This window comes from Micrococcus sp. iso_239 (assembly GCF_056173395.1).
Genome location: NZ_CM149672.1, coordinates 1,167,552 through 1,179,368 on the forward strand (window position 1 = coordinate 1,167,552; position 11,817 = coordinate 1,179,368).

General features: G+C 72.7%; 9 protein-coding genes. 6 read left to right on the plus strand and 3 right to left on the minus strand.

The genetic code is table 11. From position 1 onward, the window contains the following. Positions 1-36: 36 nt before the first annotated feature. From uvrB to AC0VX2_RS05490, 5 genes are all read left to right on the plus strand, one after another. The gene (uvrB, locus tag AC0VX2_RS05470) at positions 37-2,166 is read left to right on the plus strand and encodes an excinuclease ABC subunit UvrB (RefSeq protein ID WP_100058001.1); all 2,130 of its coding nucleotides are present in this window, start codon (positions 37-39) and stop codon (positions 2,164-2,166) included. A 76-nt stretch (positions 2,167-2,242) separates the two neighbouring features. Further along, positions 2,243-2,881 carry a SatD family protein gene (locus AC0VX2_RS05475; RefSeq protein WP_044658956.1) on the plus strand — a complete coding sequence of 213 codons (639 nt, stop codon included), beginning with the start codon at positions 2,243-2,245 and terminating at the stop codon, positions 2,879-2,881. Continuing rightward, positions 2,878-3,642: a hypothetical protein gene (locus AC0VX2_RS05480; protein WP_129866770.1), complete on the plus strand. Its 765-nt coding sequence runs from the start codon at positions 2,878-2,880 to the stop codon at positions 3,640-3,642. The genes AC0VX2_RS05475 and AC0VX2_RS05480 overlap by 4 nt, the downstream gene beginning before the upstream one ends. A gap of 80 nt (positions 3,643-3,722) precedes the next feature. Continuing rightward, positions 3,723-4,655 (plus strand): TerC/Alx family metal homeostasis membrane protein, encoded by a 933-nt coding sequence (locus AC0VX2_RS05485; protein WP_100058671.1) that lies wholly within the window; start codon positions 3,723-3,725, stop codon positions 4,653-4,655. Positions 4,656-4,671: 16 nt separating this feature from the next. Beyond that, positions 4,672-5,931 (plus strand): TerC family protein, encoded by a 1,260-nt coding sequence (locus AC0VX2_RS05490; protein ID WP_069941287.1) that lies wholly within the window; start codon positions 4,672-4,674, stop codon positions 5,929-5,931. A gap of 53 nt (positions 5,932-5,984) precedes the next feature. On the opposite strand, the gene AC0VX2_RS05495 is transcribed toward AC0VX2_RS05490, so the two are convergent. Together AC0VX2_RS05495 and AC0VX2_RS05500 are read right to left on the minus strand one after the other, a co-directional pair. Continuing rightward, positions 5,985-7,451: an alpha/beta fold hydrolase gene (locus tag AC0VX2_RS05495; protein WP_036315316.1), complete on the minus strand. Its 1,467-nt coding sequence runs from the start codon at positions 7,449-7,451 to the stop codon at positions 5,985-5,987. Positions 7,452-7,483: 32 nt separating this feature from the next. Continuing rightward, positions 7,484-10,117, minus strand: a complete 2,634-nt coding sequence (locus tag AC0VX2_RS05500; protein ID WP_036315313.1) for a DEAD/DEAH box helicase — start codon at positions 10,115-10,117, stop codon at positions 7,484-7,486. A gap of 42 nt (positions 10,118-10,159) precedes the next feature. Here AC0VX2_RS05500 and AC0VX2_RS05505 point away from each other — a divergent pair, with 42 nt between their 5' ends. Then, a complete protein-coding gene (locus tag AC0VX2_RS05505; RefSeq protein ID WP_036315311.1) occupies positions 10,160-11,083 on the plus strand; it encodes a methyltransferase domain-containing protein in 924 nt (307 codons plus the stop codon). Between the two features lie 30 nt (positions 11,084-11,113). Here AC0VX2_RS05505 and AC0VX2_RS05510 read toward each other — a convergent pair whose 3' ends face one another. Then, positions 11,114-11,794: an MBL fold metallo-hydrolase gene (locus AC0VX2_RS05510; RefSeq protein WP_036315309.1), complete on the minus strand. Its 681-nt coding sequence runs from the start codon at positions 11,792-11,794 to the stop codon at positions 11,114-11,116. Positions 11,795-11,817: the final 23 nt, after the last annotated feature.

Here is an 11,817-nt window from a genome sequence, read left to right on the forward strand (position 1 = left end):
CGCCGGGGTGTCCGGGGCGCGACGTAGGGTTCTGCCATGAGCCTGGCCCAGAAGATCAACCGCGTCGTCGCCCCGTTCGAGGTCATCTCCCCCTACCAGCCCTCCGGTGACCAGCCGAAGGCCATCGCCGAGCTCGCCGAGCGCGTGGAGGCGGGGGAGAAGGACGTCGTCCTGATGGGCGCCACCGGCACGGGCAAGTCGGCGACGACGGCGTGGCTCGTCGAGCGCCTCCAGCGGCCCACGCTGGTGATGGTGCAGAACAAGACGCTCGCGGCGCAGCTGGCCAACGAGTTCCGGGAGCTGCTGCCCAACAACGCGGTCGAGTACTTCGTCTCCTACTACGACTACTACCAGCCCGAGGCGTACGTCCCGCAGACGGACACCTTCATCGAGAAGGACTCCTCCATCAACGAGGAGGTCGAGCGGCTGCGCCACTCGGCCACGAACGCGCTGCTGACCCGGCGGGACGTGATCGTGGTGGCCACCGTCTCCTGCATCTACGGCCTCGGCACGCCCGAGGAGTACATCGAGCAGATGGTCACCCTGCGCCGCGGTGCGGAGATGGACCGGGACGTGCTCCTGCGGCGGTTCGTGCAGATGCAGTACGTGCGCAACGACGTCGACTTCCACCGCGGCACCTTCCGGGTGCGGGGGGACACCGTGGAGATCATCCCCATGTACGAGGAGCTCGCGGTGCGCATCGAGTTCTTCGGGGACGAGATCGAGTCCATCCAGACCCTGCACCCGCTCACCGGCCAGGTGGTGCGCGAGGAGGAGGAGATGTACATCTTCCCGGCCTCGCACTACGTGGCCGGCGACGAGCGCATGGGCCGGGCGATCACCACCATCGAGGACGAGCTGCGGGAGCGGCTGCAGGAGCTGGAGTCCCAGGACAAGCTGCTCGAGGCGCAGCGGCTGCGCATGCGCACCACGTACGACCTCGAGATGATGCAGCAGATGGGCTACTGCAACGGCATCGAGAACTACTCGCGCCACATCGACGGCCGTCCCGCCGGCTCCGCCCCGCACTGCCTGCTGGACTACTTCCCGGACGACTTCCTGCTCGTGGTGGACGAGTCCCACGTGACCATCCCGCAGATCGGCGCGATGTACGAGGGGGACATGTCCCGCAAGCGCACCCTCGTGGAGCACGGCTTCCGCCTGCCCTCGGCCATGGACAACCGCCCGCTGAAGTGGGACGAGTTCCTCGAGCGGATCGGGCAGACCGTGTACCTCTCCGCGACGCCGGGCGCCTACGAGCTCGGCCAGGCGGACGGCTACGTCGAGCAGATCATCCGGCCCACCGGGCTGGTGGACCCGCAGGTGGTGGTCAAGCCGACCGAGGGGCAGATCGACGACCTGCTCGAGCAGATCCGCGTGCGCACGGCCAAGGACGAGCGCGTCCTGGTGACCACGCTGACCAAGCGCATGGCCGAGGACCTCACGGACTACCTGCTCGAGGCGGGGGTGAAGGTCGAGTACCTCCACTCGGATGTGGACACGCTGCGCCGCGTGGAGCTGCTGCGGGAGCTGCGCAAGGGCACCTTCGACGTGCTGGTGGGCATCAACCTGCTGCGCGAGGGCCTGGACCTGCCCGAGGTCTCGCTCGTGGCGATCCTGGACGCGGACAAGGAGGGGTTCCTGCGCTCCACCACCTCCCTCATCCAGACCATCGGCCGCGCCGCCCGCAACGTCTCCGGCGAGGTCCACATGTACGCCGACAACGTCACGGACTCCATGCGGCGGGCGATCGACGAGACCGAGCGGCGCCGGGCCGTGCAGATCGCGTACAACGAGGAGCACGGGATCGACCCCCAGCCGCTGCGCAAGCGCATCGCGGACATCACGGACCAGCTGGCCCGGGAGGACGCGGACACCGCCGACTTCCTCAAGGGCATGGGCGGCGTGAAGTCCGGGTTCGACTTCGGCATGGGCCACCGAGGCCTCAGCTCGCTGGACCGGGACGCGACCACAGGGGAGGGCACCGAGGCTCCGGCGGTGGACCCGGCGTCGCTGCCCGCCAAGGACCTGGCCGATCTGATCGAGCAGATGTCGAAGCAGATGCACCAGGCGGCGGCGGACCTGCAGTTCGAGCTCGCCGCCCGCCTGCGCGACGAGGTCGGCGAGCTCAAGAAGGAGCTGCGGCAGATGAAGCGGGAGCAGTGACCACCCGGCATGATGCCGACCCAGGGTGTTATGAAAACACTGATGAATGTCGTCATATCAGTGATAGTGTGACGCCATGAGCGCAGCACCCCCGGTCGCGGCCGTGATCGCGGACATCGTCGGCTCCCGCGCCCTCCCGGACCGGGAGCGCGCGCAGGAGCAGATCCTGGCCGCCTTCGCGGCCGCGGAACAGGACGTCCCGCCGCTGCGCCCCGCCTGGGCCAGCGTCGGCGACGAGTTCCAGGCGCTGCACCGCACCTGGCCGGACGCGCTCCGGCTGACCGTCCGCGTCACGCTCGCCCTGCCCCCGGGCCTCGACCTGCGCTTCGGGATCGGCCTGGGGCAGCGGCGGGCCCTGGACGCCGGCGGAGACGGCATCGAGGACGGCACGGCCTGGTATCGGGCCCGCGAGGCCGTCGAGCACGCGCACGAGCGGGCCGCCGGCGCCGCGACCGCCTTCCGTGCCGCGGACCCGTCCCTCACCGCCGCCGTGGACGGGCTCGCCCTGCTGCGCGACCACGTCCTCGGCCGGCTCAAGGCCCGCGAACGCCGGATCGCCGCAGCCCTGCTGGGCGGGGCGACCCAGGCGGAGGCCGCACGGGCGGAGCGGATCACGCAGTCCGCGGTGTCGCAGACCGTCGCGCGGTCCGGGATCGGCCGGCTGCTCGAGCTGGACGCCGAGCTCGCCGCCGCGGCGACGGAGGTCGCGCCGTGACCGCCCTCGCACTGCTCGCCCTGGGGCTGCACGACCTGCTCGACGCCGTCCTGCCCGGCGCCTGGCCCGCCCCACGGCGGCGGTGGCTCGCCCGGGCCGGCGCGGCCGTGGCCGCCGTCCTCGCCGCGGTGCTGGTGGCCGTGCTGGCGCCGACCGGCGTGGCCGTCGCGGTGGGCGGCGGCCTGGTGTCCCTCGGCCTGCTGATGGGCTGGACGTGGCTGCACCCGGACCGGCCGCTCGGGGTGGTCGCGGTGGTGGCCGTGGTCGGCCTGGTGGCCGTGCTCGAGTCGACCCTGGCGCCCGCGGGCCTGCGCTCCGCGCCCCCGGCCCTCACGCTGTTGGCGGTGGCGCTGGCCCTGACCGAGACCGGCAACCGGGTCACCCGCGCGGTCCTCGCCCTGGCGGGCCGGCCCGCCGACGGAGGCGACGAGGAGGCGGAGGACCCCGCGGCGGAGCCCACGACCGTGCCGTCCGCCGCGCCCACGGACCCCGCGGCCGACGGCCTGCGCGGCGGTCGCTACATCGGGCCCATGGAGCGACTGCTCATGGTCGTCCTGGGGCTCGCGCAGGCCTATCCGGTGATCGCGGCCCTGATGGCGGCCAAGGGCATCGTGCGCTTCCCGGAGATCTCGGCGGACCGCGGCGCCGGCTCGCGCGCGGAGGAGTTCCTCATCGGCTCCCTCGCCAGTTGGGGCCTGGCCGCCGCCGGTGCCGTCGTCGTCTGGCTCGCCCTGGGCCTGACCGCTCCCGGCGCAGTCTGAGACCGGCCCCCCGCGTCCGCGCGCGGGACCGCACCCGTCTAGACTGGCGCGGCCCCCACGAAAGGAACCCCTCCAAGGACGTGCTCAGTCCCGCCTTCGAGACCACGACCCTTGTGGTCCTCGGCGTCATCCTCCTGCTCGACCTGCTGTACGTCGCGCGCCGCCCCCACGAGCCCTCCATGAAGGAGGCCGGCCTGTGGATCGGGTTCTACGTGGCGCTGGCGCTGGTCTTCGCGGGGCTGCTCTTCGCGGGGCTGCTCTTCGCCCTGGGCGATGCGCAGCACGGCACCGAGTTCCTCGCCGGCTGGGTCACCGAGTACAGCCTCAGCGTGGACGACCTGTTCGTGTTCCTCATCATCATGGCCACGTTCCAGGTGCCCCGCCGCTACCAGCAGGAGGTGCTGATGGTGGGCATCATCATCGCGCTGATCGCCCGCGCGGTGTTCATCGCGGTCGGCGCCGTCGCCATCGAGCACCTGACGTGGGAGTTCTACATCTTCGGCGCCTTCCTGCTCTGGACCGCCTGGCAGCAGCTCAAGGACGACGGCGGGGACGAGGAGTCCGAGCCGGGCGTCGTGGCCCGCCTGACCCGCCGCCTCAACGTGGCGCCGGACTACGACGGCAACCGACTGCGCACCACCGTGGACGGCCGGCGCATGTTCACCCCCATGGTGGTCGTGTTCATCACGATCGGCCTGACGGACGTGATGTTCGCGGTGGACTCCATCCCGGCGATCTTCGGCCTCACCCAGAACTGGTTCATCGTCCTGACCGCCAATATCTTCGCCCTCATGGGCCTGCGCCAGCGGGCCCGACGACGCCCCGCTCCGCCCGCCGCGGGTCGGGGCGTCGTCGTGCGACCGGGTAGACTGACCGGCGACGTAGGGGAGTATCCCGAACACTGTGGACGTCAGCACGCCGCGGCCGCCGAGAGCGCGCCGCCGGCCGGACACAGGGGCCCGGGCCGCGGTCGCGGCGGGCGGAGAGACTTGCGGCACCGTCCTGACCCCTGACGCCGAGAGGTGACCCGTGGAAATCAACGGCCTGACCTGGGGCTTGACGATCGCGCTGATCGTCGGGCTCCTCGCGTTCGACTACTTCGCCCATGTCCGCAAGGCGCACACGCCGTCGATCCGGGAGGCCGCGATCTGGTCCGGCGTCTACGTCGGCCTCGCGCTCGTCTTCGGCCTCGTGTTCTTCGCCTTCGGCGACACCCAGCACGCGGTCGAGTACTACACCGGCTACCTGCTGGAGAAGGCGCTCAGCGTCGACAACCTGTTCGTCTTCCTGGTGATCATGGCCAGCTTCCGCGTGCCCCGCGACTACCAGCAGAAGGTGCTGCTGTTCGGCATCACGTTCGCGCTGATCTCGCGCACCTTGTTCATCCTGCTGGGCGCCGCCGTCATCGCCGCGTGGTCGGACGTGTTCTACCTCTTCGGCCTGTTCCTGCTGATCATCGCCGGCGGCCAGCTCAAGGGCGAGATGTCCGGCGACGCCGAGGGCGCCCAGGACGAGGCGGACAACGTGATGGTCCGCCTCGTCAAGCGGTTCCTGCCCGCCTCCGAGCAGTTCGACGGCGACCGCCTCTTCACGACGGTGGACGGCAAGCGCCTCATGACGCCGATGCTCCTCGTGATGATCGCGATCGGCGCCACGGACATCCTCTTCGCCTTCGACTCCATCCCCGCGATCTTCGGCGTGACCCAGGAGGCGTACATCGTCTTCACCGCCACGGCGTTCTCGCTCATGGGCCTGCGCCAGCTGTACTTCCTGATCGACGGCCTGCTCGACCGCCTCGTCTACCTGGCCTACGGGCTCTCCGCGCTGCTGGCGTTCATCGGCGTGAAGCTGATCCTGCACGCCCTGCACGAGAACAACCTGCCGTTCATCAACGGCGGCGAGAACGTGCCCGTCGTCGAGATCCCCACGACGCTGTCCCTCGTGGTCGTCGTCGTGATCCTGGCGATCACCGTGGCGATCTCCCTGGCCTCGCCGAAGGGCCAGGCCCTGCGGGCGCTGCAGAACGCCGAGAAGTACTCGTATCGGTACTCGAAGCTGGCCGAGGACGCCGACCCGGCCGAGCGCGAGCGCGCCGCCGCCCTGATGGACCGCTGGACGGCCCGGGCCGAGGCCCTGGACCAGCGCTGGCGCGACCAGCTGCTCGAGCACAAGGACGCGTGGTCGGCCATCATCCGCACGGCCCACGAGACCCGGCTCGCCGATCCCCGTGACGACGACGCGCGCGGGGTCTCCGAGCAGATCGTGCGACAGGACGGGCCCACCGTCTGAGCCGATCACGGCACCGGGGGAGTGCTCCGCCGGCGCCCGGGCCCCCGGGCCGGTCAGTCGACCGGGTCGGGGGCCGTCGTCGTCCCGGCGCCGTCCGCCGCGGTCATCGCCAGGAGCCGGTCGAGGATCGCCGGCCCGTCGTCGGCGATGCCGTCGTGGTGGAAGGCGTCGGTCTCCCACACCTGCAGGCCGCGGACGCGCCGCGCCGTCTCGAGCGAGAGGTCCCGGTCCACGTACACGTCGTCGGCGTAGACCGCGGCGGCCACGGGGACGGTGTTCTGCGCCAGGGCAGCCACGTCGTAGAGCGGGCCCCACTGCGTGCGCTCGGCGAGCAGCCGCGCCGTGCCGGCCAGGGGCCGCAGCCGGGGGTCGACCTCGACGGACCAGGGCATGACGTGTTCGCCCGTGGGCAGCGGGACCGTGGTCGCCTCCGGGTCGAAGTCCGGGTGCTCGGCGAGCATCCGGGACGCCGACCAGCCGGTGTCCGCCCGGCCGCCGGCCAGGTCCGCCGGCTGCGCGTAGATCGCCTCGTGCAGCACGGTGTAGAGCGGGTTGACGAGGCGGTCGTCCTGGTCGGCGACGGCGGCCAGGAACGTCTCGGACAGGCGCGGCGCGGGTCCGGTGCGGTCCACGGCCTCGGCGAGGACCCAGTGCAGGCGGTCCACGCGGGTGTTGCCGCCCAGCAGCATGCCCAGACCCTGGGCCCGTCCCACGGTGAGCGGCCCGCCGCCGGGCAGGGGGATCGGGGCGCCCGCGGCCTCGGCGGCGCGGATCAGCCCCACGGCCTCCGACCACGCGTCGCGGTCGGCCGGGTGCCGGTCGAAGAACTCCTCGGTGCGGGCGCGCATCCGGGCGTAGGTGGCCCGGTAGACCCGGTCGGCGTGGCCGGTGAGCGGGGCGAGGCCGCCGGTCACCAGGCTGCGCTGCAGGCCCTCCGGGTGGAAGGAGAGATAGCTCAGCGTGCAGAACCCGCCGAAGCTCTGGCCCAGTGTGGTCCACGGCCCGGCGCCGAGGGCGAGGCGCAGCATCTCGGCGTCCCGCACGATCGAGGGCGCCCGCAGGTGCACCAGGTGCTCGGCGCGCGCCTCGTCCGTGGCGAAGGCGCCCGGGGCGGTCAGGGTCGCCACAGTGGCCGGGGTCGAACGCCCCGTGCCGCGCTGGTCCAGCAGCAGCACGCGGTGGCTCTCGGCCAGCGCGCCGAGCCAGCCGCTCAGGCGCGCCGGGCGGGGCCCGGCACTGCCGGGGCCACCCTGGAGGTACAGGGCCCAGGGGCGCTCGCCCTCGGGGTCGTCCTTCGCCCGGATCTCGCGGGCGAAGACGGTCAGCGTGCCGCGCCCGTGCGGCCCGACGCCGGTGCCCGCCGCGTCCTGCGCCTCGGCCTCGGCGAGGCCCAGCGCGTGGTCGATCGGCACCGAGAACCAGTGGTCCACCGTGACGGTGCCGTCGTAGAGCTCGGTGCGCTCGCCCACGCGGTGGCGGGCCGGCTCGAGGGGAGCGAAGCCGCGCGGGTCGCCCGCCACGGGCCGTCCTGCCGCCCGAGCGTCCCCGGCGCTCACAGGCCCCACCCGGACTCGGGCGCGCCCACGGAGACCACCCGGATCACGGGATGGCCCGCCTCGTCGGAGGCGTCCAGGTCGACCACGGCGTTGATCCCGTGGTCCAGGTCCCCGTCCGGGTCCTTCAGGACCTGCCGCACCGCCCACCAGCGCGGGCCGGCCAGCTCCAGCGGGGCGGCGACGTCGGGGGCCGCGGCCACGCGGAACAGCTCGGGGCCGCGCGCGGCGGGGCCGTCGTCGATGTCCTCGTGGTCGTCGAAGTAGGCGTCGAGGGCGTCGGCCCAGTCGTCGGCGGACAGCTCGCCGGACAGGCGCGCGAGCGCCTCGTCCCGCTCGTCGCCGAACAGGCGCACCCGCTGGAACATCGCGTTGCGGACCATCACCCGGAACACGGGCTCGTTGTCCGTCAGGCGAGGCGGGGCCGGCGGCTCGAGCGCCTCCATGTCCCGGCGCAGCTCGTCGATGTCCCCGGCCACCAGGTCCTCCCACTCCTCCAGGAGGGACGAGTCGGTCTGCTTCACCATCTCGTCGAGCCAGTCCAGCAGCACCTGGAGCTCCTCGGTGCGGGCCGCCTCGGGGACGGTGTGGCGCAGTGCCTTGACCGCGTCCGTGAGGTAGCGCAGCAGCACGCCCTCGGACCGGGCGATCCCGTAGAACCGCACGTAGTCGCCGAAGCCCATGGCCCGCTCGAACATGTCGCGCACCACGGACTTGGGGGTCAGCTCGAACTCCGCGAGCCACGGGGCGTCCTGCCGGTAGAGCTCGAACTGCTGCTCGAGGAGCTCGGCCAGCGGCCGCGGGTGGGTGATCTCGTCGAGGGCCCGCATGCGGTCGTTGTAGTCCATGCCCTCGGCCTTCATGGCGGCCACGGCCTCGCCCTTGGCGTGCTTGACCTGGGCGGAGAGCACCTGGCGCGGCGGGTCGAGGGTCGCCTCGATCACGGAGACGACGTCGAGCGCGTGGTCGGGATCGGCCGGGTCCAGCAGGTCGAGCGCGGCGAGGGCGAAGGGGGAGAGCGGCTGGTTGAGCGCGAAGTCCGGCTGCAGGTCCACCGTGAGGTCCACGGTGCGGCCCTCGGCGTCCGGCTCGGGCAGACGCTCGACGACGCCCGTGGCCAGCAGCTCCCGGAAGATCCCGAGCGCGCGGCGCATGAGCACCGCCTGGCGGGCCGGGGTCTCGTGGGTGCCGCGCAGCAGGCGCCGGACCGCGATGACCGGGTCGCCGGGCCGGTCGAGGATGTTCAGCAGCATGGAGTGCGTGATCCGCATGCGGGAGACCAGCGGCTCCGGCTCGGCGGAGACGAGGCGCTCGAACGTCGCCGGCCCCCACGAGACGAAGCCGGCCGGCGGGGTCTTGCGCTTGCCGGACTTCACGGACTGCTTCATGCGCTTGGCCCGCTCGGCCTCGTCCTTGACGTTCGCGAACTTCGCCGCGGCCTTGCGCTCGGCCGCCTTGTTCTCGATCACGTGCTCGGGGGCCTGGACCACCACGGTGCCGGAGGTGTCGAAGCCGGCCCGGCCCGCCCGGCCGGCGATCTGGTGGAACTCGCGGGCCTGGAGCAGGCGGGTCTTCTCGCCGTCGAACTTGGAGAGCGCGGTGAGCAGCACGGTGCGGATCGGCACGTTGATCCCGACGCCCAGCGTGTCCGTGCCGCAGATGACCTTGAGCAGCCCGTCCTGGGCCAGCTTCTCCACGAGGCGGCGGTACTTGGGCAGCATGCCCGCGTGGTGCACGCCGATGCCCGCCCGGACGAGGCGGTTCAGGGTGTGCCCGAAGCCCGCGGAGAAGCGGAAGCCGGCGATCCGCGCGGCGATCGCCTCCTTCTCCTCCCTGGACGTCACCGAGATCGAGGACAGACCCTGGGCCGTCTCCACGGCGTCCAGCTGCGAGAAGTGCACGATGTACACCGGTGCCTGGTGGGTGCCCACGAGCTCCTCGACCTTCTCCTGCAGCGGCACCTCGGACCACTCGAACGTCAGCGGGATGGGGCGCTGCGCGTGGGCGACGACGGCGACCTCGCGCCCGGTGCGCTCGGTCAGGTCCGCCTCGAGGCGGGTCGTGTCGCCGAGGGTGGCCGACATCAGCAGGAACCGGGCCTGCGGCAGCTCGAGGAGGGGCACCTGCCAGGCCCAGCCGCGGGAGGGGTCCGCGTAGTAGTGGAACTCGTCCATCACCACGGTGCCGATCTCCATGCCCGAGCCCTCGCGCAGCGCGCGGTTGGCGAGGATCTCGGCCGTGCAGCAGATGATCGGCGCGTCACCGTTGACGGTGGAGTCACCCGTGACCATGCCCACGTTCTCCGCGCCGAACACGTCCACCAGCGCGAAGAACTTCTCCGAGACGAGCGCCTTGATCGGCGCCGTGTAGTAGGAGACGGCGTCGTGGGCGAGCGCGTCGGCGTGCGCGGCCAGCGCCACCAGGGACTTGCCGGAGCCGGTGGGCGTCGCCAGGATCACGTGCCGGCCCTGGACCAGCTCGAGGGCGGCCTCCTCCTGGGCGGGGTAGAGCGAGATCCCGCGGTCCTCGGTCCAGGCCGCGAAGGCCCCGAAGACGTCGTCGGCGTCCGGGGCCGGCGGGAGCGCGTCGATGCGGTCGGTCAGCGAGGGCGGGTTCGTGGCGGCAGAAGTCATCGCCCCCAGGGTATCGGCCGCTCCGCGCGATACGGTGCCGCCATGAGTCAGATCGCGCCCGAGAGCCCGCACCCGGACACCGACGCCGTCGTGGGGGACGTGACCGGCCGACAGGGCGGGGGGTTCACCTGGGATCCCGCGCAGTACGAGGGCTTCGCCGAACACCGCGCCCGCCCCTTCCACGACCTGGTGGGGCGCGTGCGCGCCGAGGCCCCGCGCGTCGTGGTGGACCTGGGCTGCGGCCCGGGGACCCTGACCCGGACGCTGGCCGAGCGCTGGCCGGACGCCGAGGTGATCGGTCTGGACGACTCGCCCGCCATGCTGGAGCGGGCCCGGGAGCAGGCGGCCCGCACGGGCGCCCCCGCCAACCTGCGCTTCGAGGCGGTCGACGCCTCGCAGTGGCGCCCGTCGGGGGCGACGGACGTCGTGGTGTCCAACGCGATGCTCCAGTGGATCCCGACGCACCGTCGCCTGATCCGGCGCTGGCTCGGGGACCTCACGCCGGGGGCGTGGTTCGCGGCGCAGATCCCGCGGCCCTACGAGCAGCCCTCCCACGCGGCGATCGTGGCGCTGGCGGAGGACCCGGCCTTCTCCGAGCCGCTGCACGGGGTGGCGACGACCCGCACCGTGGCGCCGCCCGAGGAGTACACGCGGCTATTCCTCGAGGCGGGGTGGTCCCCGGTCGTCTGGGAGACGGAGTACCAGCAGGTGCTGACGGGCGAGGACCCGGTGTTCCGGTGGACCTCCGGCGCGGCCCTGCGACCGAGCCTGCAGGCCCTGGCCCGCTGGGACGCCGAGGAGGGCGCCGCCGAGGGCGCCGGGCTGCTCGAGGCGTTCGTGGACCGGTACCGCGCCGCCATGAGCGAGGCGTACCCGCCGGTGCCCGGTGTCACGGCCGACGACGGCGGCCCGGTCACGATCTTCCCGGCCCGGCGCCTGTTCATGGCGGGGCAGAAGCCGGCCTGACGCTGGGCCCGGGACCGCCCGGGCGCACCGTCACCAGCCGCGCTCGGCCCACTCCGGCAGGTGGGGGCGCTCGGCGCCCAGGGTCGTGGAGGCGCCGTGGCCGGGGTGGACCACCACGTCGTCGTCGAACGCGTCGAAGATCCGATCGCTCACGTCCGTGAACAGCTGACGGAACCGGCCGTCGTCGCCCTCGGTGTTGCCCACCCCGCCCGGGAAGAGGGAGTCGCCGGTGAAGAGCACGGCCGGCTCGTCCGCCTCGGGGCGGCACACCAGCGCGATGGACCCGGGCGTGTGGCCGCGCAGGGCCACCACCTCGAGCCGGAGCCCGTCCGCCCCCACGGTGTCCCCGTGGCGCAGGCGCACGTCGGGGGCGACCCCCGTGGCCTCGGCGATCGCGTCGGCGTCGTCCTCGCCGGCCGCCGTGCGGGCCCCGGTCAGGGAGGCCAGCGCCGGCAACGCGCGCACGTGGTCCCAGTGTCGATGCGTGGTGACGATCATCTCGAGGCGCGGCTCGCACGGGGTGTCGTCCGCGGCCGAGGCGATGAGGTCGCGGATGGCCTCGGCCTCGGCGGCGGCGTCGATCAGCACCTGCGCCCCCGTGGTCTTGGAGGTGAGCAGGTACACGTTGTTGTCCATCTCCGACACGGAGCAGGTGCGCACCGTGACGGCGGGCAGATCGTGCAGGAGGCGGTTCCGGGCGGTCTCGGGCATGCGCAACAGTGTACGGACGGGGC